Below are 25,533 nucleotides of genomic sequence, written 5' to 3' on the forward strand. Positions count from 1 at the left end.
CCCCATGGCAAGCAAGCTCGTACGGCATCATCTGTTCTGGCCGTTATGCGTATTGGCGGCCTTGTTGCTCTTCAACTTGATTTATTCGCCCGACTTCTTCTCGCTTGTCGTGCGCAACGGGAACCTGTACGGCAGCCTTATCGACATTCTCAACTTCGGAGCTCCGCTCATTCTGGTCTCGATCGGAATGACGCTCGTCATCGCGACCGGCGGCATCGACCTGTCCGTCGGCTCGATCGTCGCGATCTCCGGAGCCATGGCTTGCTTGACGATCAGCAAGAGCTCGGATCAAAGCTCGCTGGTTCTCGTCGTCGGCGCCGTGCTCGCATCGGTGGGCTTATCCGTCGTGTTGGGCCTATGGAACGGAGCCTTGGTGTCCGCCGCGCGCATCCAACCGATCATCGCCACGCTGATCTTAATGGTGGCGGGACGCGGAATCGCGCAGCTGATTACGAGCGGGCAGATCATCACGGTATCCAGCGATTCCTACGAGTACATCGGAGCCGGATCGCTTGCCGCTCTTCCTTTCTCGATCTTTATCGTGGCGGCGGTGCTGATCGTCGCGTCCCTGCTGACGCGCCGGACGGCGCTCGGCTTGTTCATCGAATCGGTCGGCAACAACGCCAAAGCGAGCCGCTTAGCGGGACTCCGGTCGAACACGGTCATCTTGTCCGTGTACGTGTTCTGCGGACTGTGCGCCGGCATCGCGGGGCTGATCCTCAGCTCCAACGTCTCCAGCGCGGACGGCAACAATGCCGGCCTCTGGTATGAGCTGGACGCGATTCTCGCGGTCGTCATCGGAGGCACTTCGCTGAACGGCGGCCGGTTCTACCTGATGGGGACGGTTATCGGCGCCCTGATCATCCAGACGCTCACGACCACGATCTACACGATTGGCGTTCCGCCGGAAATCACGCTTGTCGTGAAGGCGTTCGTCGTGCTGGCCGTGTGTCTCATTCAATCGGAGTCGTTCCGCAAGGCCATCGTGATTCGATGGCGCAAACGGAATTATCCCGCCGAGCAGGAGGTCGCCCGCCATGTCTCTTAATCGCAAATATGTCCCGGTTCTCGTGACGTTAGGCTTATTCGCGGTCATGTTCGCCGCGGGATCATTTCGGTACGACGGGTTTTTCTCCATGCAGGTGCTTTATAATCTCCTGATCGACAACGCGTTCCTGCTCATAACCGCCGTGGGGATGACGTTCGTCATTCTATCCGGCGGCATCGACTTGTCGGTCGGGTCGGTCATCGCTCTGACGACGATGGTGAGCGCGAGCTTGGTCGAGCAGCATGGCTGGCCGCCGGCCGTCGTCATCCCGATGGTGCTTATCATGGGTTCCTTGTTCGGGGCGCTGATGGGAGCCATCATCCATTACTTCCGGATTCAGCCGTTTATCGTAACGCTGGCCGGCATGTTTCTGGCGCGGGGCTTGTGCTACGTCATCAGCATCGATACGATCACGATTACCGATTCCTTCTTCACGAAGGTCGCCCAGACGAAGGTGCGCATGCCGGGCGGGTTCGTCTCGATCAATGTCATCATTGCCCTGGTCGTCGTGCTGGCCGCCGTCTTCTTGGCGCATTACACGAGATTCGGCCGCCGAGTGTACGCGATCGGAGGGAGCGAGCAGTCCTCGCTGCTCATGGGGCTTCCCGTCGCGCGTTCGAAGATCCTGGTCTATACGCTGAGCGGCTTCTGCTCCGCTCTTGCCGGCGTCGTCTTCACCTTCTACATGCTGTCGGGCTACGGCCTGCATGCGATGGGGCTTGAGCTCGATACCATCGCCGCCGTCGTCATCGGCGGGACGCTGCTCACCGGAGGAGTCGGCTATATCGCGGGAACCTTCCTCGGCGTATTGATCCAAGGGGTTATCCAAACTATAATCAGCTTTGAAGGAACGCTGAGCTCCTGGTGGACGAAGATCGTCATCGGACTGCTGCTGTTCGTGTTTATCTTGTTCCAGCGGGTGTTAAGCGAACGCAGGATAACGGTCAAATCATAGAGCTAACGGACAGACGGGAGGGGAGCGAATGAAGCGTCGAGCATACGGATTCGTCATCTTGTTTCTGCTGTTAATTCTTCCGGCGTGCACGTCGGAGAGCGCCGCTCCGCTCGCCCCGCCCGTCGAACCGAGCAAGCCGCCTTCGCTCAGCGAATGGATGGAGTCGTCGGCCACGGCGATCAAGTCGGAGAAGCGCATCGTGCTCGGCTTCTCGCAGCTTGGCAGCGAGAGCGCCTGGCGGAACGCGAACACCGCATCCGTTCAGGAGGCGGCCGAAGAATCGGGAATCACGCTCGTGATGGCGAACGCGGAGCAATCCCAAGAGAAACAGTTCGAGGCCGTTCGCGAATTCATTCGTCAGAGGGTGGATGTCATCGCCATTGCGCCCGTCGTGGAATCCGGTTGGGAGTCTATCCTGCAGGAGGCGAAGGAAGCCGGCATTCCCGTCGTGATCCTGGACCGCTCCGTCAACGTGGAGGATTCCTCCCTGTTCGTCACGACAATCGGCTCGGACTTCAAGGAAGAAGGGGTCAAGGCTGGCAAGTACCTGATGGATCTCATGCGCAACCGCGCCGGGCCGATCCGGATCGCGGAGCTTCAAGGAACGTCAGGCTCGGCGCCGTCCATTCGCCGGGGCGAGGGCTTCCGCAGCGTCATCGACGCCAGAGAAGACATGGTCATCACCCAGAGCGCTCCCGCCGACTTCACGGAGAGCAAGGGCAAGGAGATCATGCGCGGCTTCCTTCAGGTTCCCGCCGGGGAGCGGCCGCAAGTGCTGTTCGCGCACAACGACGATATGGCGATCGGAGCGATCGAGGCCATTGAAGAAGCGGGACTGAAGCCGGGCGCGGATATCGAGATCGTCTCCGTAGACGGTTCTCGCCGGGCGCTGCAGCTGCTCGCCGATGGCAAGATGAGCGCCGTCGTGGAATGCAACCCGCTGCTAGGCCCGTTGTTGATGCAGGCTGCCAAGGAGATCATGGCCGGGAGAACGCTGCCGAAGCGCATGGTTCCGCCGGAAGACATTTTCACGCAGGACAGGGCGGCGAAGGAAGTCGGCAATCGAAAGTTCTAATGAAGGAAGACGGCTCCCGACAACAGTCGGATGAAGGCCGTCTTCTTTTTGTCGTGTTTAAACTTACGCAAGATCCAGTCACCGCCTCCATAAGTCGCCAGCCGGTCGCTGCCGTCCGTACCTTGTGCATAGAAAGCTTTTGCCCGAGGGAAAATGAACCTAAGGATCATAGCGATGAGGAGGTAAGCGGGGGATGTCGATGGTTACCTGGCTGCTGATCATAGCCGCAGCGGTGTGCGTATTCTCGCTGATAAGTTCTATTTACTTTATTAATAAACAGGGCGGGAAGGAATTGGACAAAAGCATCCATTCGGGGACGGTGCGCCATCCCATTGCCGCCAATCCGATGGTTATCGCCTATTGGGTGTTCCCGATTGTCGTCATTCTTGGGGCGATCGTGCTGGCGATGTTCACCCGTTAAGCGGCAAAGGAGGAGTCGAGCATGGACAACAAGCATTATTACGTGTCGGTACAATCCAAGACGATCATGCACAACCAGGGAGATGCCCCTTACGAGCTGGAGATCGTCGCCTCCGAGGAGGAAGTCGATAAGCTGAAGGATTTGTTCGCCGAGTTGGACGAATACGACCAGGACACCTTCTTCCGGGCGCATTACCCGGGCATTCCCTATCATCATGATTCCCAGAATGATCGTTACGATTATGCCTTAAAGCAAATTTATGGCCTGCTGAATCGGCTCGGCACGGAAGAGACCAAGAGCCATATCGATTCCATGAATCTGCAGATGGGTGCGGAGAAGGAATTCTAAGCAAGACAAAAACGACACCTCGAAGGTGTCGTTTTTCTTATCTGTATATCCGCTGCCCTGTTAGGCTTGCTCTTGTACTTGAACCTTCTTCCGTGCATCTCCCGCATTCTCTTCCGCCGCATGGGCCACGCGCTTGATGAAGAAGGAGAGGAGCAAGCCGACCGCGCCGATGGCTACGATGACCAGGTAAGCGTCGTTGATGCCCTCGATCGTCGCATGGTTGATCAATTGCTCCTTCGTCAATCCGCTCGCTGCACCGGAGGCTGCCATATCCTTGGCATGGGTCGCGGTGCGGTTAGCCATGATCGTCACCAGCAAGGAAGTGCCGACAGCGCCGGCGACCTGCCGTACCGTGTTGGAGATAGCGGTGCCGTGAGCATTGAGCCTTTGCGGCAGCTGGTTAAGGCCGGCGGTCTGAATCGGCATCATGAACAAGGCCATGCCGATCCGGCGGGCGGTGGACATAAGAAGAATGTACGTGTAGCTCGTCGAGTCCGACAGGTTGACGAAGCCCAGCGTGGTCCCGATCGTAATCAGAAGTCCGATAACGGCAAGCCACTTGGCCCCGAAGCGGTCGAACAGCCTTCCGGTTACCGGCATCAGAAAGCCCATCACGAGCGCGCCGGGAAGCAGAAGCAAGCCGGACTCGATGGCCGAGTAGCCGCGGGTATTCTGAAGGTAAAGCGGCAGAAGCATCATGTCCGCGTACATCACCATCGTAACCGAGATATTGATTACCGTCGTGAGCGAGAACATATTGTACTTGAAGGCTCTCAGGTCCAGAAGCGGTTCCTTAGCGAACAATTGCCGCAGCGTGAACCAGACGAGGGCGACAAGGCCTACAGAGATCGATAGAAGAACCTCGGCGCTCCCCCAGCCTGCGCTTCCGGCGCTGCTGAATCCGTACAATACCGCGCCGAACCCGATGGTCGACAGCGCGACGCTCCATACGTCCAGCTTGGCGGGAGCGGGTTCCGATACGTTCCGAAGGTAAACGAAGCCGCAGAGGATGACGATCAGCGCCAGCGGAATCATGCCGTAGAACATCGTCTCCCAGGCGAAGTTCTCGAGGATGTAACCGGCCAGGGTAGGTCCGATCGCCGGCGCGAAAATAATGGCGAACCCGACCATGCCCATCGCCGCTCCGCGCTTCTCCGGCGGGAAGAGCGTCAGGATGACGTTCATCAGCAATGGCATGATAATGCCGGCGCCTGCCGCTTGAATCATCCGTCCGACCAGCAGAACCGGGAAGTTCGTCGCGATTGCCGACACGATCGTGCCTGCCAGGAAAATCAACATGGACGCCTGGAACAGCTGGCGAGTGGAGAACCTTCTCATGAAGAACGCCGTGATCGGCACCAAGACCCCGTTTACCAGCATGTAGCCGGTGGTCAGCCATTGGGCCGTCGAAGCGACGATGTCGAAGTCCTTCATCAATTCCGGAACGGCAACGGTCATGACCGTCTGATTCAACGTCGCCAGGAAAGCCCCCAGAATCATAATGAATAAGATCGGGCCTTTCTTAATGTCCAAACCAATGCTTGCTTTAGCGGTACTCAACCTTCTCCATCCTTTCTCTCTCTTGTAGCTAGTTTACACTCTGTAGTATAATTGACGAGGTATGAATTAGATTATAGACCGAATCCCTCCATTTACAAGCGACGAATCGAGACGATCTGTAAACTAATTGACAGGTATCGGGTTAAACGTCATCTAGCAAGAGAAACTTCAACGCATAGCGCCGAATTTGTAGCTTAAGGATAGAAGGGATGGGCCGCCAATTGAGCAACGCATCTTCCAAAACAGATCCTCGGATCCTTCGAACTCGGCATTTGATCAAGGAAGCCTTCATTGACCTGCTTCACGAGATGGACCTGGAGAAAATCTCGGTGAACAAAATCGCGGAACGAGCGACGATCAACCGGGTGACGTTCTATCTTCATTACCGGGACATTCCGGACATGCAGGAGAAGATGGCGGACGAGATGATGGAGAACATCTACAGCTTCTTGAGAAGCCCGCAGCCGAACTCGAAGCCGGCGAATCCGGAACAGGAGGATTGGCCGCTGCTCGTCCGACTTCTCGAGCATATCGCCGAGAATTCGAAGTTCTACACGGTCATCCTGGCTTATAAGCGTTCTCCGGTATTTACGGACCGTCTGCTGAAGCCGCTGGTGGGGATCATCACGAACCAAGTGGAGAATATCGGCAAGGATTCCTTCCTCGCGAAGTCGGAGATCCCGAAGGATATCGCGATCTGGTTCGGTTCCGCCGCGCTGATCGGCACGATCAATTCCTGGCTTCGATCCGGGATGCCTTATACCCCGCGTTATTTGGCTCAGCAGCTGTCGCTGATGATGCCGCATCATTTCGATATGTCGTCCATTGAGCGAATCGAGCGGAAGTGAGGAGGGGATGCGACAGTGAGCCGAATCGATTCGCCATGGCCCGCCAAGCTAGCCCGGCCGGCAATAAGGGCTCTCGCGAATGCCGGAATCGCGCATCTTGAGCAGCTAACCCTTAGAAGCGAGACCGAGCTTCTCGCCTTGCACGGAATGGGACCGAAGGCGTTGGACTTGCTCCGCCAGGAGCTGTCCGAGCGCGGCCTCTCCTTCCGAGAGACCTAGAACAGAACCCTCCATCGGGCGATGGAGGGTTCTTCTTCGTTAATACACGAACTTTCGCTGCGCCATGAAGCTGATTGCGAACAGGAGGGCTTCCGTCATGAGCTTGGCCCAGAATAACGGAATTCCGATGCTCTCGCTGAATGCATACAAAAGGCCGTAGTTGCAGATTAGGAGGAGGACGACAAGCGCGTAATAGCGGGAAGCGGCTCGTTTCGCCGACCGTTCGCCCTGCTTGGCGAATACGAATCTGCGGTTCACGGCGAAGTTGAAGAGGGAGCTCCCGACTCTGGCGCCTAGGACCGACAACAGCAGGCTGCCGCCCATGGCCTGTATCAGGAACAGAAGGATAAAGTCCAGAATGGCCGAGAAGCCGGAAGAGAAGCAGAATTTGATAAAAGGAAAATAGATTCTCGCCGAATCGATCAACGGACGGAAGTGGGAGGATTTATTTTCTTCCAGGTAGACGGTGTCGATCGGAACCTCAAGCAAGGGATACCCCGCCGACTTGGATTCCAGCAGCATGTTCATCTCGTATTCGAACCGTTCGCCGGGAATGCGGCATAACCAGTCCAGCATATCGGAAGAATAGCCTCGGAGTCCGGTTTGAGTGTCGCGAATCGGAGTTCCGGTCGCGACGGAATAGACCATCCGGGTCGCCGTATTGCCGAATCGGCTTCTAGCGGGAACCTTACCCGTGAACCTTCGGCTGCCGAGCACGATATGTTTCGGGTTCTCCCTAACCGCATGAGCGACGCGCATAATGTCCTTGGGCAGATGCTGCCCGTCGCTGTCCGCGCAGATGACGCCTTCCGTGCAATCGTTCTGGCGGATATAGTCGAATCCGGTCTTGAGGGCACGTCCCTTCCCTTGATTGGTCGGGTGGGTGACGACGGTGCATCCAGCCTCCCGCGCCGATTCGAAGATCTCCCGATAGTCTTCTCCGCTTCCGTCGTCTACGATAAGGATGGAGGGGTTGTCATCCGTCTTTAAGGAATGGATGAGTCCGAGGAGGCGCTCGTCCGGTTCGTAGGAGGGGATTAAGATCGTCATGTGGTTGGCCTCCTTATTCCGCAAGATAAATGATGTCGCTGACTCCGCGTTCGTTGCCTTTGCCTAGAGGATCGTTTACGACTCTGCCGTTAAAGTACATCGTCGAGGAGCCGCCGCCATCGAGGTTGTACGCTTCGGTCGCGCCTAGATCGACGAACAGCTTAGCGAATTCATCGAGAGTCATCCCTCGGCTGTAGCCGCTGCTGCGCCCGTCGACGACGACGAACGCATAATGGTTAGGGGAGATCATCCCGATTCCGGTACGGGGATTCGCGTTCTGGATGGAACGGTTGCCGAAGTTCGTGTCGATCTTCACCTTGTCGAAATCACCGGCGATCTCGCCGTTCTTCACGAGAGTCGGACCGAAGGAGAAAGTGTTCGTGACGCCTTCGGACAGCAGCTCGGAAGAGGAAACTTCTTCTTCGTCATAGGACATCATGGTACCGTCCGCCAATGTGGCGAATCCGTCGCGGGCAGGCTCATCCCGATACAATTGACCGTTGCGGATAACGACGCCGGTATCCCGGAAGCCGTAATAATCCCCATTAATGGCGAAAATAGCGTTGTGGTTGGACGCGATCGTCGACGTATCCTGAACGATGTTCGTTCCGAACGAATCCTTGGCGAAGGCTGTCAGCAAGCTCGAAGCATCCTTCACGACGACGTCCGCCACGTAGTAAGTGATCCTGTCGCTTCCGGAGCCGGTCTCCACTTTCTTGATGCTGATCGTCTCTTTGTCGCTCTTGTAATTCCAGTCGTCGGATTCAACCTGGCCGGTTGATGCAGGTGAATCCCCTCCTGCGGTTCCGGAGTCGGCCGTCGCTTGAACTTTGGGATCGACAACGACCTGTACGTGCTCGATTAAGTATCGATCCGCCAGTTTATAGGCGATGCCGCCTAAGATCGCGAGGATAACGGCGATGATGAGAATAACTTTGGTTCTTGTGCGCATTCGCTGCATGATGATCACTCCTTGGCTGTTGCGATAAACCTTAGCGGTAGAGCCATTATGGAGGCGGTTCCTGAATTCCGTCTGAGGAGAAGCTGAAGGTAGGCTAAAACGCGGAAGGAATCGAGCGGGGGCATGCGTACGAGACATTTGTGGTAATGCAAAAAATCCGTTCCTCTAGGTTGGACGGATTATTTGGCGCGATGGGGAAGTACCCGATACGACGCGAGCCGATCGGGGGTTCGTAACCAATTCATGCTGTAACAACGGCAGCAGTTGTTATTCATCGAAAGGACAGGAAAGTACAATTTTTACGCGAATATGTAATATATTGAAGGAATGATGAAGATCGTAAATAAGACATTATATGAAATCCTTGAAAGTGAGGTGATTAAGATCAGCAAAAATGAGAAAATCCGTAATATTTTAAATTACTCTGCAATCGGTTTAATAGTCTTGTATGTCATAGCCGTAGTAATTACTTTATTAGTTGGTTATTTTTATAAATCTCTAGATGATGATCTTGTCTTTAGCTTCACAATAAATATTATGCTTTGGGGTGGAGTATCACTTTTGGTATCAGTATTATTACTTATGATGATAAAACTAGCCTTATTAAGGGAATAGATCTTATTAAATGAAAGCCTTATTGAAATATTAAAATTATTTGAATAATCGATTCAGAGCAATAGAATTTATAAACCAAAGTGATTATTTTCAAGTAAATGAAGGGCAATTGGGAATGACAAACAAGAGTGATCTATTAATGAATTAAAAGGAATTAATATTATTTGTAAGGATGTTCGAAGAAGTCTAGGACTTCATATAACATCATATCCACGCTTCGGAGCCTGACGGCTCCTCGGTCAGCCAGAAGGGGATGGGCAGGGGAGTGAATCAGGCGGACACATCCGTACCGACTAACCGCATCACGGCCGACTGCTGGCGCAGCCTTAAGTCGGTGGGACGTCGTGGATACAGGAACGTTCTATGAAACGGACCAAGAGCTAAATAATTAGGAGATGATCTTTTGAATAGTGTATTTCAAAGAATCGATTGTAATTTCATACCTGTTTCTAATTTAGAGGAATCTATTAATTGGTATGTTGAAATGCTTGGTTGCGCTTTGGTTTGGAAAGAAGAAAGCGGATATGCCGCTTTAAACGTTTCAAAATCATTAGAAGAAGGAAAATCGGCAAACATTGAAATTGGACAAGCGATGATCACGCTTGTAGAATCAGAAAATTTTTCTCCACTTTGTTTTACTAAGAATGGACAGAAACATCCATATATGAACTTTTATACAAATGAAATTGGAAGGGCTCATCAAATCCTCTCTAAGTATGGCTTTACTGAAGAACAAATAATAGATGAAGGTAACCTGCAATATTTTAATTTCTATGAAATAAACGGGCATTATATGGGTGTTTGTTGTTTTTGAACTTATCTAATGATCCAACAAGGATCATCCAACTCCCTAACCGCATCGCGGCCGCCCTTCGGGCTTAAGGGAGTTGGACGTCGTGAACACATGAACGTTATAAGAAATCGTCGTATAAGATTTTTAAGTGTTTCTTGAATAAATTCGTTTTGCAAGTCCAATGAAATTATGTATTGCTTCAAGAACAGCAGCGGCTATAATTATTCTCCCTAGAGGCCCATCAATTAGGTTCATTACGTCTTCGGGAGCATGTAGCCCTTTCATTTGGATTTGAGTATAAGTAAATAAAGCCATTGCACCATAAGTCACAGTTTTGAGGGTATATAATGAAATTTGAAGATATTTAAGTACCAAAAATCGTTTGTTCAATTCGGAAAACACCTCGAATCATAAAATAGATATTAAATTATTCGGAAATTCTTTGAAATAAATTAATATTTAAAATTTAGTAGAGTTTATTCAGAGAAGCTGCTAATTAGCTTCACATTAGGATACGGCGAAGCGGACCGAGGAGCCGCAGGCTCTGATGCGTTGAACCGCTAGAAGCGAATGGCAGGGAAGTGGAAGCAGCGAACACATCTTATTACGCAGTATTCCAAATAATAAATATGAACTACTCCAAACAAAGGGACTGTTATAACCACAAGCGTTCTGACAAAACCGCATATTGCGGTTTTAATTTTATCATTTCATATTGTCCGTAAAGTAAATACAAATTCAAGTTAGAGGTGAAGGTGAAATATCATGTATGCAGACTTACATATGCATTCGCACTATTCCGATAGTACCCGTTCTCCTGAGAACATTGTTAAGAGGGCAAGAGAGCTCGGCATTGACTTATTATGCGTAAGCGACCACAACACAACAGCAGCTTATAACGAGCTTATACCTCTCTGTAAAGCTAACCATATTAAATTAATACGAGGAGCTGAAATCTCTACCACATTTGAAGATAAAGAATTTCATGTCCTCGCGTATGGCTTCGATTTTGAAAATAAAGAGATAATTGAGACATGCAAACAATGCGAGACGGTTTATGCGGATCTTGATTTAGAATTAATAAAAAAGATAAGTGTTGACTATAAGGAAGTTAGTATTGAAGAGTTCAATTCTTACAATCGAAATCCAAAAAACGGTGGTTGGAAGGGGATTGACTACTTAAAAAGCAAAAACTTGGTTATGGATGTTCCTGGTTTTTTTAAACTCATCAGGGAATATAATATTAAACCCAAAAATTCATTTCCATCAATAGAATATGTAATCAATGTAATACATAACGCGAATGGTAAAGCAGTTATTGCCCATATCGGAGAAACAATGAAGAATAATCTTTCTGAAATAGAACCTCGTTTGAAAAAACTTAAAGACATGGGCGCAGATGGTTTTGAATGTTATTACACAACTCATACAGAAGATACAACAAATGCTCTTATAGACTTTTGTCAAAAGAATAATCTGCTAATAACCATAGGCAACGATGACCACGGTGGATTTAATAATAGGACAGATGTGATCTATGAGATGGGGGCAATTAAGGTTGATTATAGTAAGTTGAATTTGCAAGATATTGAGATTCTGGGTTAACACTTCCGTCCAAATACAATGAATTTATTATTATATTGAGGAATGACTAATGATTCTAGAATCTTGGTGCACTTCCGTAAGTGATTTCGGAGTAGTCTGGTAACTTCATCTAAAGTCCGAACGGCCCCTTGATCCGAAGATATTCAATTATTGCTCCTGGTCGAAAGAAATAGATCAAGGAGCCTATTTGTTGGAAAGAAGTAGTGAAAAATGGATTTGAATGGTATACAATTCCGAATAAGGGCTTTGATGAGGACTTGATTAAAGACTAATTGACAGCAACTCGAAATGAAAGGAATACATAATGAAAGAGAATAAGAGTAAAGCTAAAAAATCGCTTCAGTTATTACTGTTTTTTTCATTAATAATGATTTTCAATTCTTCGATACAAATAGTTATCAATGTACTAGAGGATAGGCCTAACTGGCTTATTTTGTTGCTATTAATTCCAAATCTAATATTTATTTTTATTGCAATCATTACTTCACTTGATCTGGTAAGAAAAGATTATTTGACCGTATTTGGTAGAGTGGATTTTAAGAAAGGCAACATCATAAAAATAAACACTATTGATGGCGAGTATAAGAAGTTCTGGGTAAATAAAGATCTATTGAAGGACATAGATGAAAATACAGAGATTGAATTACATTATTATAAGATAACGAAAGCAGTGATAAATATAAAGAATGTAAAATCGTGGCTTTGATATTGAAGATCGACGTTAAAGGAGGGGAGAGTCTTAAAGTGAGGGAAGATGCAATTGAATGGTCGAAATTTGCGGAGAAAGTGGTTGAATTTGCAGGGAAAAAATTATCGAATTAAAGACGAAGTCACAGGTTGAAGTGACATATAAGAGTGCGGGAGAGCTTGTAACCTCAGCAGACCTTGCATCTGATAAGACAATACGCGATGCAATCTCCAGTTCGTACCCGCAACACATTCCGCATTTTGCTATCTCTGCAACAATTGCGGTAGATGGAACCGGATTCCCCCACGATAAAGCAAAAGTACATCCGGCTCTTGCAAGAGTAAATATCCTAACCACCCACTGTAGAGACATTCGTCGTTTGGCTGCGCCCGCAATAGACATTTGTTATGTAGCATCTGGAAAGCTGGATGCACATACAGAGAGTTTAGCCCCATGGGATGTCGCTGCGGCTGGTCTAATCGCACGAGAGGCTGGTATGATTACAGGCCACGTGGGAGCTGTACCTTATGACGTACCACAGGATTTATTTGGAGAAGAATTTATTAGTGCCAATCCAGGCATCTATGAAGAACTCCTTAACCTATTACGTACATCAAAGTCGTTGAAGTAACAAATCCGAGATCGATAAGGAGGGGCCGGTAAAGATGAGTAGAAAGTTAATTATAGGAATAATAAGCATAGGTACTATTCTTACTGTTTTTGCAGTAATCGGAGTCATTTCATTCTATTCAGCGAGCAATTGATTAAAGGGCTATTGTGTAAAACACAAAAGTAGGTGCAAATAAAATGTTCGACTTTAATAATGTTGTTAATTCCGAAGAGGAGTTAAGGAATTTAGTCGGTTATCCGAGTGAACTTGTCAATCATAAAGTCATTCATCATTTGGATTCACATTGTAGTGATTTCATCTCTCTTTCTCCATTGGTATTTATTTCGTCTTCAGACGATCAGGGATTTTGCGATGTATCCCCCAGAGGGGATGCGCCAGGATTTGTTTATATCTTAGATGATAAGCGAATCGTTATTCCTGAAAGACCTGGTAATAGAAGAATGGATACACTGAGAAATATAATAAAGAACCCCAAAGTAGGTTTAATATTTCTTATTCCAGGACTAGAAGAGACATTAAGAATAAATGGACAAGCTCAAATTATAAAAGACAGCGAACTACTATTACATATGCAGGTCAATGGAAAAGTACCTCTACTAGGAATAGGTATTCTAATTGAAGAGTGTTATGTTCATTGTGCTAAAGCTTTTAAAAGATCCAGCGTGTGGGACGCGAATTCTTGGGTGAACAAGGACAAGTTGCCTAATGTAGCTCGAATGATTTCTGCTCATGCTAAGCAAATAGGATTATCCGAAGAAGAAGTATCGAAGGCATTGCACGAGAGTTACACCAAAAGACTGTATTAGAATACATGGATTTGCAAAGGAGTTAAACAGGATTCATCAAGAAATTAGACTGAGGTGACTTAGATGAAAAGATTCATGAAACAATGGCTGCCTAGTTTTATGATCGCAATTATCGTTTCATTAGTTGTTCGTACTTACATTGTTGAAGCGATGGTAGTACCTTCGGGTTCAATGATTCCTACGATAAGGATTCATGATCGAATAGTTGTAGAGAAGGTAATGCCGGTAACCGAAATACATCATGGAGATATTATTGTTTTTTACCCGCCGGTTAAAATTGAAGGAGCTAAAAGGTTGGTAAAGAGGTTAATCGGAATGCCTGGAGACATTATCGAAATTAAGGATGGGACTCTGTATAGAAATAATGAAAAAGTAATTGAACCGTATGTGAAGGAGCCAATGAACTATACTTACGGACCCGTGAGCGTACCGGAGAACGAATATTTCTTTCTAGGAGATAATCGCAATGATAGTTTTGATTCACATGCATGGGACGTGCCGTTTGTAGAAAGAAAAGACTTAATCGGGAAAGTAATACTCAATATACCGACACATTATCTTTATCAGTAAATCAGGAAGGAAGCATCCACAAGCTATGGAGATTAATTTTGTTTTACTGAATCCAAACCAAGACAGCATCCCTTACGATCTACTTTTGCTCGCAGATCCTTCTAAAGAACTTATAGATGAATATCTGAATCGCAGCCATTGTTATTTAGCCTTTCATAGGAAAGAACTCGTTGGGGTGTTCGTATTAATTCAAACGCATCCCAGAACATACGAGATCGTAAACATAGCAGTCAGTGAGAAGCATCAAGGAAAAGGAATCGGAAAGAAATTGCTGTTAAAGGCGATTGAGGTTACTAAGGAACTTAACGCAAATTCAATTGAAATAGGGACTGGTAATTCAAGCATTCATCAGTTAAAGCTGTATCAGAAATGCGGATTTAGAATGATTGGAATCGATCATGATTATTTTATTAGGAATTAGGAGGAAGAGATCTTTGAAGACGGAATCCAATGTCGGGACATGATAAGGCTTAGAATGGATCTGAGCTAGCGGATGAGGAGGAACAATTTTGTCTAGATTATACGCTGAACCGAAGGCCTTAAAAGTACTGACTCAAATCGATAAGGAATTACAAGAACAAAATAGTTCCCTTGAGGAATATATGGGTTTGATCCTCTCATTTAATAATGATGAAGATAGATACGATTGTACACCCGATGACGCGATAATTTTAGGACGTACAGGTGTGGATGGGGACCATTTTGCTTTTCTAACAAAGAGTGGGGCAGTCGATGATTTAGAAGATGCTCCAATCGTATTTATTCAACCAATGGATTTTGGCAATGAAGTTAAATTAGTTGCAAGAAATCTAAACGACTTATTATCTTTATTCATCGAGCTTAAGGAATTGTATATTCTAGAAAGGTTCGATATCTATAAAAATGAACTGGATTTTATAAACGACTACGACGAGAACTATAAGGAAGAATTACAAGCGAGATCGGATGATCATAAATTCATTGTTGAAAAGCTGCAAAAAGGGTTGGAGCTAAGTGAAATTAAGAACGTTTACAACTACATTAAAGAATTAAGGTCCTAGAAGAGGGTGAGCTTCGATGGCACAAGTAAAGATTTATGGGATCTTTGAATCTTTAAAACCATGTCAGACACAATTTTCAGAGATCCTGCATTCATGTCTAGTAGACGCATTGAAGCTGCCTGAAGACAAGCGATTTCATCGTTTTATTTTGATGAATAACGATGATGTTAATTACCCCGATGATCGATCTCAGAGGTATACAATAATTGAAATAAGCATGTTTGAAGGCAGATCGGACGAAGTGAAAAAGAAACTGATTAGGTTGATTTATGAGAGGCTCCAGGTGCTTGGATTCGATGTTAATGATATTGAAATCACCATTTTCGAGACGCCAAAGAGTAACTGGGGAATTAGAGGATTGCCCGGAGATGAGTTAACGCTAAATTATAAGGTCGATGTATAAAACTAATATAACGGCTGTCTTGAGGAGAAAAAATGAATATTCGGAATGGGCTTCGAGCCATTTTCAAAAAACAATTAAAAAGCGTGCCAGATTTAAGGCCATCTTTCTTACTCCATCATAATGGAGGGGAAATTTGGGTATCGTGCATAGATAATCTTGGTTCGGATATTCATTTAATTAGAGAAAAGATTAGTAATAATGAGGACTTAATGAGAACTAAAAATAAACAATTTCGTGTGTTGTATCATATAGACGGGACAGCTGTTACATATGAAATAGCAGGATATATGACGGAAAGCCTTTCCAGGTCGAGTCAAAATATTTTTAAGATTGCAATAGTTGGCGCTAATAGAACCGCAAAGAATAACATTAGGAAAAGGTTGACTAAAGAGGTTTCCAGTTTAGGCATCAACTATTTTTCAAGTATTGATCAAGCAAAAGATTGGTTAGTAAGCGAGAGGTTCTAAACTATGTGGCGAAGAGAGGTGGGTTATGGGACTTATGGGGAAGATTCACCCGCACTATTATTTAGGAGCATTGATTGGATTGGTTGTAGGTTATGTAACATCAAAGATTTATCAAATTTGGGCCATCGTGTATCGTGAGAATCATTTTGACCCCCACATGCTCAATTCGTGGAATACCAATTCGCCGCCACTCTGGATAACGGCCACTGAGAATCCAAACGTATTTTCATTTTGGGTTATTTTAATATACATCATTGTCGGCGTTATTTTCGTGAGAGTTTTACGATGGAAAAGTAAACACAAAAGTCTTTGAGGTAATATCACATGAAGAGAAAACTCCTAATAATCTTAGGTTTGCTTGTAGTAGCAATCGGGCTGGTTACTTTCGCCTATTTAAAGCCAAAACCCATTAATAAGGAATTTGCGTCCGTTATTTATTCCTTCGAAGAGGGATTCGAACAGAAGACATCAATTACGCTGAAAGGGAAATTACATAGGGATCCTTTTGGGGGAGACCTTATACTCGGGGAAATAACGGTAGACAAGGACCTCAAATATCACATTAAGCTTAGAGATAACAGAACGCACTTTTTCTATCCACTCATGGAAACAAACGGCGCAAATCTAAGAACAATTGGAACTGTCTATGTATCAAGAGATATCAAGGATATCTGGCTAAAGCTTGATGCCATCGATGAGAGATACCGGATCGACGGTTACGTATTTGGGCCGGCTTCGACCAGAGAAGAAGCGAATAAATTAATAAAAGAAAAGATATTGAGAGCTTGAGTTTAGATTGGCTGAGGATGGTTGGGGAATTTTGAAAGGAGAACCTTATAAATGAGTCCATTAGAAAAGATCCTTAACGAGCATAAAATCGCTTTTGAAATAATCAATCATGAAAAAGCCTTAAAAACGGCAAAAGAAGGGGCTGAATATCTGGGGATCGAGATTGGACAGACAGCTCCCACTTTGGTGTTAAAATCGGAAAAAAGTTACTACGCCATTATTATTTCAGGGGACTACGGTCGAATCGATCTCGAGGAGATTAAAGCTATCTTGCAATGCGAGGATTTAAAACTCGCCAGTCCGCAGGAAGTAGAGCATATGACAGGATTTAAGATTGGGAGCGTTCCTTTAATAGGGCATGAATTGCCTACGATTATAGATCGTCAATTAAATCGCTATGCCTTTATTTATGGGGGGACGGGGTCTTCTAACTCGACATTAAAGATAGGGCCAGGCGATGTAGAGAAATTAAACCAGATTGTCGCATTTGTTCGTTAGCTCGTCAAAAAATGAGGTGACAGCGTGAAGCGAATCGAAGACCATTTTGAGAGCTTTCCGATTCTTGAGACGGATCGCATCTTGTTGAGGCCAATCACTCGTTCCGATGTGGACGACATGTATGAATATTGTTCCGTACCGGAAGTATCCAGATATACAACGTGGGATTACCACCGGAATAAGGACGATACGAAAGGATTCATTGATTTTGTTCGGAAACGATATGAAGAGGAAAAGGTCGGTCCGTGGGGAATCGAATACAAAGAAACCAAACGATTGATTGGAAGCTGCAGTTTCGTGAATTGGAACAATCCTTGTTTAAGAGCCGAAGTCGGGTATGTATTGTCCAACCGGTATTGGAACATGGGGATCATGACGGAAGTCGTCAGGCGAATTCTTGAATTCTCATTCAAAGAGCTGGAACTCGTGAGAGTGGAAGCGAGATGCCATCCGGACAACCTGGGCTCCGCCAAAGTCATGGAGAAAAGCGGCATGAAGTTTGAAGGATTGTTAAGACGATATGTGTGGGCTAAAGATGAGCTTCAAGACGTCAAGTTGTATTCCATTATTAAGGATGAATTGGAAGGGTGAATTTGAAGGGTGATTGAGAAGATCGGCGGTGCCGGAGGCTATCCCGGCCCCGCCTTTTTTGGATTGCGTCGCAGTTCTACTTAAACCTGAGGAACGTCGATCTTGACCCGCTCTGCTCGCGCTTCCCCTGGAAGGGAATAGGCGATCTGCCCGATGTTGAGCTCGGGAGGGCCGTATTTGCGGTAATAAGCGGTGACGTCGAGCTTACCGCCGGCATCGACCTGGCCGCTCGATTCCTCCCTGTTATCTCCCGAGTAGCCATAGGAGTAGTAATAGAACCCGTCTTTACCTGGCGATGGGGTCGAACCTCGCGCTTCCGTCCACTTGCCCTGGAGGAAGAGACGGACCGGATCGTCTTCATTCAGGCGAGCCTGATAAGTCGCAACCAGGAAGCCTTCCCGATATTCGATCCAGCGGACCGTATCGTCTTCGAAGTAGTAGAAGCGAAGCGCCTCGCCTCTGGGGAACAGATAAGAGAAGCCGTAATATTCGCTCGTATGGTTCGGCTTCAGCGGTTCCGGCTCGGAGCGAAGCGCACTTCCGAAGACCAGCTTGATCATCAGCTGCCGCGCATCCTCCAGTGACCCGGAGGTTAACGTTGCTTGATCGGCAGGGTTAATGGGAGGGCGAATGAACACCGTACCGCCGGAGTAATAGACGACATACCCGAAAGTCTCGGACAAGAAGCGAATCGGGACGTACATCCTTCCATTGATGATCTTGGGAACGGAAGTAAGTTTAAGCTCCGCCGGCTCCTGAGTCCAACGCGTCACCTTAGCGATGCCGCTGCCTGCGGTCAGCGCAACGCTTGTCTGCCACTTTCCGATGGTGGCGGTGTTGGTGGAAGCCGTAAAGCTCAGCGTGGCGCCAAGGGCATCGGACACCGTCCGAAGCGGGACGAGCACGCTGCCACCAACCGCAATCGGCGACAGTTCGCTTTTCACCAGCTTCCCGCTTACCGACAGCTGAAGAGCTGGCGCTGCCGCGTTTGCGGTACCTCCAAAGCTCGACGCAACTAGCCCAAGCAGCATGATCAAGAAGAACTTTTTTCTAAACGGACGCATCATTATTTTCCTCTCTATCTCAAGATAACAAGATCGACTGATTAGACGCATGCGCTGGGCGAAAGTTGCAATGGACCCAATATGATCCATGAGAGCTTTGATGGACGTGCATGATTCTTCTAAACAAGCTACAATGGAAGGTAATTGGAAGCAGGAGTGGACGAGAAATCATGAGACCTATCACGATATTAATAGCGGACGACGACCAAGAGATCGCGGACCTGGTGGCGATCCATCTGGAGAAGGAAGGCTATCGGATCCTGAAGGCGGCCGACGGGAAGGAAGCGCTGCAAGCCGTGCAATCCCATCCGATCGACCTGGCGATTCTGGATGTCATGATGCCGAAGATGGACGGGCTGGAAGCGACTCGCTTGATCCGCGAACAAGCGCACATGCCGATAATATTCCTAAGCGCGAAGACGTCCGACATGGACAAGATTACGGGGCTGGTCATCGGAGCGGACGATTACATGACGAAGCCGTTCAACCCGATGGAGCTGGTCGCCCGGGTCAAGGCGCAGCTTCGCCGTTCCATGCAGTTGAGCCAGCCGGCGGCGGCCGGCTCGCCGGTCATCGAGATCGCCGGACTGACGATCGATCCCGACAAGAGGTCGGTCGCCCGTTACGGGCAGCCGATCGAGCTGACGCCGAAGGAATTCGATATTCTGCATCTCCTGGCCAGCCACCCGAACAAAGTATTCAGCGCGGACAATCTGTTCCGGCAGCTGTGGGGCGAGGCTTACTACGAAGGCGGCAACACGGTCATGGTCCATATCCGTACGCTTCGGAAGAAGCTAGGCGAGGACAAGGACAAGTGGATCAAGACCATCTGGGGAGTAGGGTACACGTTCAATGGCTAAAGAGAGAAGAAGCTTCCGAACGAACATTCTCGTCATCTTCGGACTCAGCATGCTTACGTCCGGAGTGTTGACGTACATGCTCTACCGGCTGCTGCAGAACTACTATCGCAAGAACGCCCGCGTCGGCGATACGATGGATCTGCTGCGATCGGTCCTGAACACGGTGGGGGACCTCAACTTCTTTCTGCTTATTTTCCTCCCGCTGGCGGTCTTGTTCTTCTACTTATACACGAAGCCTTACGTTCGCTACTTCAAGCAGCTGTCCGAAGGGATTCATCAGCTCGCGGGCGGCGACTTCTCGACGAGGCTGGAGATCCGCACGAACGACGAATTCGAGATCATCGCGGAGGACATCAACCGGGCCGGGGCCATGCTGAAAATGGCGGTGGAGAGAGGGGATTTCGCGGAGAGCAGCAAGGACCAGTTGGTGCTGAATCTGGCGCATGACATTCGAACGCCGCTGACGTCGGTCATCGGCTATCTGGATTTTATTCTCCATAACAACGACCTGACCGATGAACAGATGAAGCATTACACCAACGTCGCCTACACGAAGTCCCGTCGATTGGAGGGGCTCGTCGAGGAGCTGTTCGAGATTACGCGGATGAACTACGGCAAGGTAACGATCGAGAAGAAGCCTATCGATCTCGCCGAGCTGCTCAGCCAGTTGGGAGAAGAGCTGTACCCCGTATTCGAGAAGAACGGACTTACGGCGAGGTTTAACGTCCCTCCTCATCTTATGATCATGGCGCAGGGGGACCTGCTGGCCCGCGTGTTCGAGAATCTGTTGATGAATGCGGCGCATTACGGAAGAGACGGCCAGTTCGTCGATATCGAGTGCGTGGAGGAGCCCGCGGAAGTCGTCGTGAGGGTCGTCAACTACGGAAGCTGGATCCCGGAAGAGGAGCTTCCGTATCTGTTCGATATGTTCTATACCGGGGATCGCGCGCGTACTCACCAAGGCGGCAGCACGGGGCTTGGCCTGTTCATCGCGAAGAATATCGTCGAGCAGCACGGAGGCTCCATCTCCGCGGAGAGCAGCGTGACCCGAACGGCGTTCCAGGTCCGATTGCCTCACGAACCTCGCACGGACGGAGTTTAAGAAAAACTTAAAATTTTCCCCACTTCTTCATTAAACAATTTCCCTTACTCTTAAGGAACCATGTTCAAGGGAGTTGCTGTCGATGAGGAAGTGGTTTTTGGCGTCCGCCTTTATCTTGCTGTCGGGCTGCAGTTTTAGCGGCTTCGGCGCATCCGATACGCAGGTTAGCGAAGGGACGAATACCAAGCTGGCCTATGCGCAGAATTGGACCACGCTGGAAGTAGGAAAGGACCAGGTTTATCAAGGAGATCTCGTGCTGGTGAACCGGGAGAAGGCCATTCGCCCGGAGGCTCTGCCGGACGATATCATCCGTCTGGGAGAACACCCGGAGCTGACGGAAGGGTTCGCGCTGCTGGATCCTTCGCTGGAATTATCCAAGGAGGTCGCGCTCAAGTTCGAGCAGATGACGGCGGCTGCCGCCCGCGACGGCGTCAAGCATTTTCGAATCAGCAGCGGGTACCGGAACAATTCCGAACAGGATAAGCTGTTCGAGGAGAAGGGGCCGGACTATGCGCTGCCGGCGGGACACAGCGAGCATAATCTGGGGCTGTCGCTCGACATAGGCTCGACGGCCGGGGGGATCGATCAGTCGTCCGAGGGCAAATGGCTGAAGAAGAATGCCTGGAAGTATGGGTTCGTTCTTCGTTATCCGAAGGATAAGTCCGGCACCACGGGCATTCAGTACGAGCCTTGGCACTTCCGTTACGTCGGCCTTCCGCACAGCCTGATCATGAAGGAGAAGAACTTCGTCCTGGAGGAATACCTGGCGTACTTGAAGGAGAAGAAGACCATCTTCGCCAAGGCGAACGGAGTCCATTACCAGATCGAATACGTGTCCGTATCCAAGAAGACGGACGTTCCGGTTCCGGCGGAAGGCCGATATACGATCTCCGGGGATAATTCCGGCGGCGTGATCGTAACGGTCCCTCTGAAGGAGGCGGCGTGAGATGGCTAAGAAGAATAGCGTATTCCGGCTGATCCTGCTTCTGGTGTCCATCGTTTATTTCTATCTGCTTGTCAAAATCATTCTGTTCAAGTTCGGGACGCCGAACCCTCCTTTTCTGATGGAGCAGCTTCGGCGCGCGATCGAGGATCCGGAGAGGCTGAAGCGGGGCTTGGAGTTCGGCAACCTGATTCCGGGAGATACGATTAGGCAGAATATGCATCATCTGTCCTATTCGACGGACTACCTGAACCTGTTCGGCAATATCGCTTTGTTCGTGCCGGCGGGAATCTTGATCCGGCTCGGACTAGGACGCGGCTTCCTGATGACCTTGCTCATCGGCTTCATGATCAGTCTGGGCTTGGAGACGTCCCAACTGGTGTTCTCGATCGGTACCTTCGACGTGGACGATATGATCCTGAATACATCCGGAGGCGTTCTGGGATACGCGATGATACGCGCGGCTCAAGCGCTCGACAAGAATCTTATGCCCAAGGATCCGCCGCAAGAAAAACAGGCTTCCGCCGCTCCCCGCCTCTTGTAGGCGGGAAGCAGGCGAAAGCCTGTTTCTCTGATTGGGTTGGATATCGAAGGGGCTGATGGCCATTCAGGTCGCTGCTAGAATCCAATCAGCGTGACTCGCGAATCCAGACGAGCATCTCGCCCGGCTTACGATTGCCCCATAGCGTATAAGGCACGGCGATCAGCTTCTGCGGCGTCTCGACCGGAGGAGCGTCGCCGTACAGAGAGGCAATCCGGTCGGCAGGCTCCGCGAGGCGAACGCCGTCCATCTCCAGCATGACCACGTCGCTGCGCCACTCGCTGGCCGCTGGCCGGATCTCCGAGTCGCGCTTGAGGGACAAGGCAGCCAGAGGAGCCCCGTTGTCCGTCTCCTCGAATGCGTACACGAGCGGTCCCCGCTGCAACGCGACACGGCCTGCGTTGGCGCGAAGCTGCGAATGGCTGTAGATCCGCTGCGGCGTCATATCCAGCTCGATGGAGATTTCGTCTCCCGCTTGCCATTCCCGCGTCACGTAAGCATAGCCGTCCTTGATGATCGGCTGAACCGGCTGGCCGTTCAGCGAGAACGCGGTGTTCTTGCTCCAGGAAGGCACGCGCAGCGCGAGAGCGAACGTTCCCGTCGCGGCGGATTCGATGGCTTCGACCTTCAGGCTTGCATGGCCGCTCCAGGGCATGCTGCTCTTCAGCGAGAGCGTCACTTGGCGACCGCCGAGCGAGTGCTTCGTTTCGCTTCCGATATAGAGATGCGTATAGAGCGTATCCTCGTTCGCCGTGTAGATATAATGGCCGAGAGAAGAGAGCAGGCGAGCGACGTTAGGAGGGCAGCAGGCGCAGCCATACCACTTCTGGCGAACCGCCTTGACGTGATGCTTGCCCGGATTGCCTTCGCTGGCCGCCGGCCATACTTCCATCGGATTGACGTAGAAGTAATGCTTGCCGTCTCCGGCGATTCCGGCCGTAACCGTATTGTAGAGCGCGCGCTCCATGACGTCGCCGTATTCGCCTCGCGGTTCGAGCTGTAGCAGGCGGCGCGCGAAGAAGATAAGTCCGATCGAAGCGCAAGTCTCCGAATAGTTCGTGTCGTTGGGCAGATCGTAATCGAAGGTGAACGCTTCCCCGTGATGGGTGGAGCCGATGCTTCCGTTCACGTACATCTGCTTGTTCACCACGTTGTTCCACAGCCGCTTGCAAGCCTCCAGCAAGCTGGCGTCGCCCTTCTTCAGCGCGAGATCGGCCATCGCCGTGTACATATAAACGGCGCGAACGGCGTGGCCGGAAGCGACCTCTTGTTCCCGAACCGGCTTATGGGCTTGGTGGTAAGGCATGTGCGGCGGCGACTTCTGAACGATTCCCGGCGCCCAAGCCGACGTTCTGCCGCGCTTCTCCCATTCCGCCACGAGGTAATTCGGCTCCTGTCCGCGCTCCTCGATCAGGAAGGAAGCGAGCTCCAGATATCGCGGCTCGTTCGTCGCTTCGTAGAGCTTCACGAGGGCGAGCTCCAGCTCTTGATGGCCGTCATAGCCGCGAAGCTGGCCGGGATTCGGGCCGAAGCGCTCGTCGATATGGTCGGCGAACCGTCTGGCGACATCGAGCAGGCGGGTCTTGCCTGTTCCGTAGTAGTAAGCAACCGCGCCTTCGATAAGATGGCCGGCGGTATACATCTCGTGGCAGTCGAGCAGGTTCGTCCAGCGTTGGCCGGGTACGGCGACGGTGAAGTAGGTGTTCAGATAGCCGTCCTCCAGCTGAGCGGCGGCGACGAGCTCGATCGCTTCGTCGGCGACCTTCTCCAGATCGGGGTCCGGGTGGGTCGCGAGGGAATAGCCGACGGCTTCCAGCCATTTGTACAGATCGGTGTCTTGGAAGAAGAAGCCTCCGAACTCGCCTTTCTCGAAGCCGGCCGCGATTCGGAAGTTCTTAATGGCATGGCTGGGCTCCGCATCCGGCACCCGGTCGTTCAAGGCTTCCCATTGGTAGGGGATAACGGTCTGGCGGATCAGGTCGACGTAAGAGCTCCAATAGCTGTCTTGAATGCGGATCGACCGCAGGTCAAGCGGATGGGGAATTTGGGCGGCAACGCGATGAGCCATGGAAGGTCACTCTCCGTTAGTGGAATGTTATACAAGCTTTTCTGTCCTCTATCATAAGCGAGGCAAGGGTGGTCTGTCGGTAGCGGATCCGGTATAATAGGTGTCAAAAACTGACCATGTTTCCGTTGGGCCATAGATAGAGGAGTTGAGCGAATTGTTGCCTTTAGCGCTGAGAGAACCTTATCGGCTTCATATGGGGGGGCATTTCCTGTCCGACGAGAGCTGGTCGCACACGGAGCGCATTATCACGGATTGCGAGCTGATCATCGGAGTCTCGGGAGTCGTTTTCCTTGAGGCGGCCGGACTGCTATACGAGGTTAGGGAAGGCGATATCCTGATTCTGATGCCGGGCGAGCACCACCGAGGCTACAAGCTGTCTTCGCCGGGCGTCAGCTTCTATTGGTTCCACTTCGCCGAACCGGACGCTTCCGGGGAGGATCCCGGCGTTCGGATCCCGCGCTATGCCAGCTGTCCGAACCCGAATCGCGTCCACATTCTGGCGAGGCAGCTTCTGCATGCGGCGAACGGCGGCTATTCGATTCCTCAGGCCGGGGACTATTTTCTAACCTGCCTTCTGATCGAATTGGCGGAACAGCTTCAGGATTCCGAAGGACGGGAAGCGTTAAGCCCCGAGCTGGCGGAGCTGCTGGAGTGGACTCGCCTGCATGCGCTGGACCGGGACATCTCGGTGGAGAAGATTGCGAACCAGATGGGGTACAACAAGGATTATTTGTCCCGAATGTTCAAGCGCCGCTTCGGTTCCGGGCTGTTGGGCTACATTCACCAGATCAAGCTGGAGTCGGCCAAGGAACTGCTGTCGAGCACGCGTCTTCACGTGAAGGAGGTCGCTGCCCGAATCGGAATCGACGACGATAAGCAGTTCGCGAAGTGGTTCAAGCGGCTCTCCGGGGTCACGCCGACGGAATATCGGCTCGCTTTCGCCCGAACCCGGCTAAACAATGTATAATACAAGC

The 25,533-nt window shown here is 50.0% G+C and carries 30 protein-coding genes and 1 pseudogene; 25 read left to right on the forward strand and 6 right to left on the reverse strand.

What is annotated here, in order from left to right; genetic code table 11:
- Positions 1 to 4 precede the first annotated feature (4 nt).
- The 5 genes from ELR57_RS05110 to ELR57_RS05130 all read left to right on the forward strand — a co-directional run bounded on the left by ELR57_RS05110 (position 5) and on the right by ELR57_RS05130 (position 3,847).
- Positions 5 to 1,048, forward strand: a complete 1,044-nt coding sequence (locus tag ELR57_RS05110; RefSeq protein WP_126957952.1) for an ABC transporter permease — start codon at positions 5 to 7, stop codon at positions 1,046 to 1,048.
- Positions 1,038 to 2,003, forward strand: coding sequence for a galactofuranose ABC transporter, permease protein YjfF (yjfF, locus tag ELR57_RS05115; RefSeq protein WP_126957953.1), 966 nt, complete (start codon positions 1,038 to 1,040; stop codon positions 2,001 to 2,003). Before ELR57_RS05110 ends, yjfF begins: the two co-directional genes overlap by 11 nt.
- A 28-nt stretch (positions 2,004 to 2,031) precedes the next feature.
- The gene (locus tag ELR57_RS05120; RefSeq protein ID WP_126957954.1) at positions 2,032 to 3,078 is read left to right on the forward strand and encodes an ABC transporter substrate-binding protein; all 1,047 of its coding nucleotides are present in this window, start codon (positions 2,032 to 2,034) and stop codon (positions 3,076 to 3,078) included.
- A gap of 193 nt (positions 3,079 to 3,271) precedes the next feature.
- Complete coding sequence (locus ELR57_RS05125; RefSeq protein ID WP_126957955.1) at positions 3,272 to 3,499, forward strand: hypothetical protein; 228 nt, start codon at positions 3,272 to 3,274, stop codon at positions 3,497 to 3,499.
- A 21-nt stretch (positions 3,500 to 3,520) separates the two neighbouring features.
- Positions 3,521 to 3,847 (forward strand): hypothetical protein, encoded by a 327-nt coding sequence (locus tag ELR57_RS05130; protein ID WP_126957956.1) that lies wholly within the window; start codon positions 3,521 to 3,523, stop codon positions 3,845 to 3,847.
- Positions 3,848 to 3,907: 60 nt separating this feature from the next.
- Here ELR57_RS05130 and ELR57_RS05135 read toward each other — a convergent pair whose 3' ends face one another.
- Positions 3,908 to 5,347 carry a DHA2 family efflux MFS transporter permease subunit gene (locus ELR57_RS05135; RefSeq protein WP_126958294.1) on the reverse strand — a complete coding sequence of 480 codons (1,440 nt, stop codon included), beginning with the start codon at positions 5,345 to 5,347 and terminating at the stop codon, positions 3,908 to 3,910.
- Between the two features lie 281 nt (positions 5,348 to 5,628).
- On the opposite strand from ELR57_RS05135, the gene ELR57_RS05140 reads away from it, so the two are divergent.
- Complete coding sequence (locus ELR57_RS05140; RefSeq protein ID WP_238162409.1) at positions 5,629 to 6,255, forward strand: TetR/AcrR family transcriptional regulator; 627 nt, start codon at positions 5,629 to 5,631, stop codon at positions 6,253 to 6,255.
- Between the two features lie 15 nt (positions 6,256 to 6,270).
- Positions 6,271 to 6,474 carry a helix-hairpin-helix domain-containing protein gene (locus tag ELR57_RS05145; protein ID WP_126957958.1) on the forward strand — a complete coding sequence of 68 codons (204 nt, stop codon included), beginning with the start codon at positions 6,271 to 6,273 and terminating at the stop codon, positions 6,472 to 6,474.
- Positions 6,475 to 6,513: 39 nt separating this feature from the next.
- Here ELR57_RS05145 and ELR57_RS05150 read toward each other — a convergent pair whose 3' ends face one another.
- Both ELR57_RS05150 and ELR57_RS05155 read right to left on the reverse strand, forming a co-directional pair.
- The gene (locus ELR57_RS05150) at positions 6,514 to 7,524 is read right to left on the reverse strand and encodes a bifunctional glycosyltransferase family 2/GtrA family protein (RefSeq protein ID WP_126957959.1); all 1,011 of its coding nucleotides are present in this window, start codon (positions 7,522 to 7,524) and stop codon (positions 6,514 to 6,516) included.
- Positions 7,525 to 7,537: 13 nt separating this feature from the next.
- Positions 7,538 to 8,485, reverse strand: coding sequence for a phosphodiester glycosidase family protein (locus tag ELR57_RS05155; RefSeq protein WP_126957960.1), 948 nt, complete (start codon positions 8,483 to 8,485; stop codon positions 7,538 to 7,540).
- Between the two features lie 1,018 nt (positions 8,486 to 9,503).
- Here ELR57_RS05155 and ELR57_RS05160 point away from each other — a divergent pair.
- Positions 9,504 to 9,914, forward strand: coding sequence for a VOC family protein (locus ELR57_RS05160; protein ID WP_126957961.1), 411 nt, complete (start codon positions 9,504 to 9,506; stop codon positions 9,912 to 9,914).
- A 123-nt stretch (positions 9,915 to 10,037) separates the two neighbouring features.
- On the opposite strand, the gene ELR57_RS05165 is transcribed toward ELR57_RS05160, so the two are convergent.
- Positions 10,038 to 10,283 (reverse strand): hypothetical protein, encoded by a 246-nt coding sequence (locus tag ELR57_RS05165; protein ID WP_126957962.1) that lies wholly within the window; start codon positions 10,281 to 10,283, stop codon positions 10,038 to 10,040.
- Between the two features lie 375 nt (positions 10,284 to 10,658).
- On the opposite strand from ELR57_RS05165, the gene ELR57_RS05170 reads away from it, so the two are divergent.
- From ELR57_RS05170 to ELR57_RS05225, 12 genes and pseudogenes are all read left to right on the forward strand, one after another.
- Positions 10,659 to 11,498: a PHP domain-containing protein gene (locus ELR57_RS05170; protein ID WP_126957963.1), complete on the forward strand. Its 840-nt coding sequence runs from the start codon at positions 10,659 to 10,661 to the stop codon at positions 11,496 to 11,498.
- Between the two features lie 304 nt (positions 11,499 to 11,802).
- Positions 11,803 to 12,204, forward strand: coding sequence for a hypothetical protein (locus tag ELR57_RS05175; RefSeq protein WP_126957964.1), 402 nt, complete (start codon positions 11,803 to 11,805; stop codon positions 12,202 to 12,204).
- A 136-nt stretch (positions 12,205 to 12,340) separates the two neighbouring features.
- The gene (locus ELR57_RS28575) at positions 12,341 to 12,817 is read left to right on the forward strand and encodes an inositol monophosphatase family protein (RefSeq protein ID WP_158629936.1); all 477 of its coding nucleotides are present in this window, start codon (positions 12,341 to 12,343) and stop codon (positions 12,815 to 12,817) included.
- 176 nt (positions 12,818 to 12,993) lie between these two features.
- Positions 12,994 to 13,623, forward strand: a complete 630-nt coding sequence (locus ELR57_RS05185) for a pyridoxamine 5'-phosphate oxidase family protein (RefSeq protein ID WP_126957965.1) — start codon at positions 12,994 to 12,996, stop codon at positions 13,621 to 13,623.
- Positions 13,624 to 13,698: 75 nt separating this feature from the next.
- Positions 13,699 to 14,193, forward strand: coding sequence for a signal peptidase I (gene lepB / locus ELR57_RS05190; RefSeq protein WP_238162410.1), 495 nt, complete (start codon positions 13,699 to 13,701; stop codon positions 14,191 to 14,193).
- A 25-nt stretch (positions 14,194 to 14,218) separates the two neighbouring features.
- A pseudogene (locus tag ELR57_RS05195) lies at positions 14,219 to 14,683 on the forward strand (GNAT family N-acetyltransferase).
- 19 nt (positions 14,684 to 14,702) lie between these two features.
- Positions 14,703 to 15,233 carry a hypothetical protein gene (locus ELR57_RS05200; protein ID WP_126957966.1) on the forward strand — a complete coding sequence of 177 codons (531 nt, stop codon included), beginning with the start codon at positions 14,703 to 14,705 and terminating at the stop codon, positions 15,231 to 15,233.
- A gap of 16 nt (positions 15,234 to 15,249) precedes the next feature.
- On the forward strand, positions 15,250 to 15,636 hold the full coding sequence (locus ELR57_RS05205; RefSeq protein ID WP_126957967.1) for a tautomerase family protein: 387 nt from the start codon (positions 15,250 to 15,252) through the stop codon (positions 15,634 to 15,636).
- Between the two features lie 32 nt (positions 15,637 to 15,668).
- Entirely contained in the window at positions 15,669 to 16,103 is a 435-nt protein-coding gene (locus ELR57_RS05210) for a hypothetical protein (protein ID WP_126957968.1), read from the forward strand.
- A gap of 324 nt (positions 16,104 to 16,427) precedes the next feature.
- The gene (locus tag ELR57_RS05215; protein ID WP_126957969.1) at positions 16,428 to 16,892 is read left to right on the forward strand and encodes a hypothetical protein; all 465 of its coding nucleotides are present in this window, start codon (positions 16,428 to 16,430) and stop codon (positions 16,890 to 16,892) included.
- Positions 16,893 to 16,943: 51 nt separating this feature from the next.
- Positions 16,944 to 17,390: an aminoacyl-tRNA deacylase gene (locus ELR57_RS05220; RefSeq protein ID WP_126957970.1), complete on the forward strand. Its 447-nt coding sequence runs from the start codon at positions 16,944 to 16,946 to the stop codon at positions 17,388 to 17,390.
- Between the two features lie 24 nt (positions 17,391 to 17,414).
- A complete protein-coding gene (locus ELR57_RS05225; RefSeq protein ID WP_126957971.1) occupies positions 17,415 to 17,981 on the forward strand; it encodes a GNAT family N-acetyltransferase in 567 nt (188 codons plus the stop codon).
- An 80-nt stretch (positions 17,982 to 18,061) separates the two neighbouring features.
- Here the strand turns inward: ELR57_RS05225 and ELR57_RS05230 are convergent, their stop codons facing one another.
- Positions 18,062 to 19,048, reverse strand: a complete 987-nt coding sequence (locus ELR57_RS05230) for a copper amine oxidase N-terminal domain-containing protein (RefSeq protein ID WP_158629937.1) — start codon at positions 19,046 to 19,048, stop codon at positions 18,062 to 18,064.
- A 167-nt stretch (positions 19,049 to 19,215) separates the two neighbouring features.
- On the opposite strand from ELR57_RS05230, the gene ELR57_RS05235 reads away from it, so the two are divergent.
- The 4 genes from ELR57_RS05235 (at position 19,216) to ELR57_RS05250 (ending at position 22,494) form a co-directional block, all read left to right on the forward strand.
- Positions 19,216 to 19,905 carry a response regulator transcription factor gene (locus ELR57_RS05235; RefSeq protein ID WP_126957973.1) on the forward strand — a complete coding sequence of 230 codons (690 nt, stop codon included), beginning with the start codon at positions 19,216 to 19,218 and terminating at the stop codon, positions 19,903 to 19,905.
- Positions 19,898 to 21,007: a sensor histidine kinase gene (locus ELR57_RS05240; RefSeq protein WP_126957974.1), complete on the forward strand. Its 1,110-nt coding sequence runs from the start codon at positions 19,898 to 19,900 to the stop codon at positions 21,005 to 21,007. The genes ELR57_RS05235 and ELR57_RS05240 overlap by 8 nt, the downstream gene beginning before the upstream one ends.
- Positions 21,008 to 21,089: 82 nt before the next feature.
- Positions 21,090 to 21,953, forward strand: coding sequence for a M15 family metallopeptidase (locus tag ELR57_RS05245; RefSeq protein WP_126957975.1), 864 nt, complete (start codon positions 21,090 to 21,092; stop codon positions 21,951 to 21,953).
- A gap of 1 nt (position 21,954) precedes the next feature.
- Positions 21,955 to 22,494, forward strand: a complete 540-nt coding sequence (locus tag ELR57_RS05250) for a VanZ family protein (RefSeq protein ID WP_126957976.1) — start codon at positions 21,955 to 21,957, stop codon at positions 22,492 to 22,494.
- An 85-nt stretch (positions 22,495 to 22,579) separates the two neighbouring features.
- Here ELR57_RS05250 and ELR57_RS05255 read toward each other — a convergent pair whose 3' ends face one another.
- Positions 22,580 to 24,559 carry a glycoside hydrolase family 127 protein gene (locus ELR57_RS05255; RefSeq protein WP_126957977.1) on the reverse strand — a complete coding sequence of 660 codons (1,980 nt, stop codon included), beginning with the start codon at positions 24,557 to 24,559 and terminating at the stop codon, positions 22,580 to 22,582.
- A gap of 154 nt (positions 24,560 to 24,713) precedes the next feature.
- Between ELR57_RS05255 and ELR57_RS05260 the strand changes: the two genes are divergently transcribed.
- Positions 24,714 to 25,526, forward strand: coding sequence for a helix-turn-helix transcriptional regulator (locus ELR57_RS05260; RefSeq protein ID WP_126957978.1), 813 nt, complete (start codon positions 24,714 to 24,716; stop codon positions 25,524 to 25,526).
- The last annotated feature ends 7 nt before the right edge of the window (positions 25,527 to 25,533 follow it).

This window comes from Cohnella sp. AR92, from assembly GCF_003990975.1.
In the GTDB taxonomy this organism is placed as follows: domain Bacteria; phylum Bacillota; class Bacilli; order Paenibacillales; family Paenibacillaceae; genus Cohnella.

Excerpts from the sequence above, each read along its gene's own strand:
- ELR57_RS05125 (WP_126957955.1), top strand. The coding sequence starts at position 3,272 with ATGTCGATGGTTACCTGGCTGCTGATCATAGCCGCAGCGGTGTGCGTA.
- ELR57_RS05185 (WP_126957965.1), top strand. The coding sequence starts at position 12,994 with ATGTTCGACTTTAATAATGTTGTTAATTCCGAAGAGGAGTTAAGGAAT.
- ELR57_RS05230 (WP_158629937.1), bottom strand. The coding sequence starts at position 19,048 with ATGATGCGTCCGTTTAGAAAAAAGTTCTTCTTGATCATGCTGCTTGGG.
- ELR57_RS05135 (WP_126958294.1), bottom strand. The coding sequence starts at position 5,347 with ATGATTCTGGGGGCTTTCCTGGCGACGTTGAATCAGACGGTCATGACC.
- ELR57_RS05210 (WP_126957968.1), top strand. The coding sequence starts at position 15,669 with ATGAATATTCGGAATGGGCTTCGAGCCATTTTCAAAAAACAATTAAAA.
- ELR57_RS05175 (WP_126957964.1), top strand. The coding sequence starts at position 11,803 with ATGAAAGAGAATAAGAGTAAAGCTAAAAAATCGCTTCAGTTATTACTG.
- yjfF (WP_126957953.1), top strand. The coding sequence starts at position 1,038 with ATGTCTCTTAATCGCAAATATGTCCCGGTTCTCGTGACGTTAGGCTTA.
- ELR57_RS05110 (WP_126957952.1), top strand. The coding sequence starts at position 5 with ATGGCAAGCAAGCTCGTACGGCATCATCTGTTCTGGCCGTTATGCGTA.
- ELR57_RS05245 (WP_126957975.1), top strand. The coding sequence starts at position 21,090 with ATGAGGAAGTGGTTTTTGGCGTCCGCCTTTATCTTGCTGTCGGGCTGC.
- ELR57_RS05215 (WP_126957969.1), top strand. The coding sequence starts at position 16,428 with ATGAAGAGAAAACTCCTAATAATCTTAGGTTTGCTTGTAGTAGCAATC.
- ELR57_RS05130 (WP_126957956.1), top strand. The coding sequence starts at position 3,521 with ATGGACAACAAGCATTATTACGTGTCGGTACAATCCAAGACGATCATG.
- ELR57_RS05250 (WP_126957976.1), top strand. The coding sequence starts at position 21,955 with ATGGCTAAGAAGAATAGCGTATTCCGGCTGATCCTGCTTCTGGTGTCC.
- ELR57_RS05150 (WP_126957959.1), bottom strand. The coding sequence starts at position 7,524 with ATGACGATCTTAATCCCCTCCTACGAACCGGACGAGCGCCTCCTCGGA.
- lepB (WP_238162410.1), top strand. The coding sequence starts at position 13,699 with ATGAAACAATGGCTGCCTAGTTTTATGATCGCAATTATCGTTTCATTA.
- ELR57_RS05170 (WP_126957963.1), top strand. The coding sequence starts at position 10,659 with ATGTATGCAGACTTACATATGCATTCGCACTATTCCGATAGTACCCGT.
- ELR57_RS05235 (WP_126957973.1), top strand. The coding sequence starts at position 19,216 with ATGAGACCTATCACGATATTAATAGCGGACGACGACCAAGAGATCGCG.
- ELR57_RS05220 (WP_126957970.1), top strand. The coding sequence starts at position 16,944 with ATGAGTCCATTAGAAAAGATCCTTAACGAGCATAAAATCGCTTTTGAA.
- ELR57_RS05240 (WP_126957974.1), top strand. The coding sequence starts at position 19,898 with ATGGCTAAAGAGAGAAGAAGCTTCCGAACGAACATTCTCGTCATCTTC.
- ELR57_RS05120 (WP_126957954.1), top strand. The coding sequence starts at position 2,032 with ATGAAGCGTCGAGCATACGGATTCGTCATCTTGTTTCTGCTGTTAATT.
- ELR57_RS05255 (WP_126957977.1), bottom strand. The coding sequence starts at position 24,559 with ATGGCTCATCGCGTTGCCGCCCAAATTCCCCATCCGCTTGACCTGCGG.
- ELR57_RS05205 (WP_126957967.1), top strand. The coding sequence starts at position 15,250 with ATGGCACAAGTAAAGATTTATGGGATCTTTGAATCTTTAAAACCATGT.
- ELR57_RS05155 (WP_126957960.1), bottom strand. The coding sequence starts at position 8,485 with ATGCAGCGAATGCGCACAAGAACCAAAGTTATTCTCATCATCGCCGTT.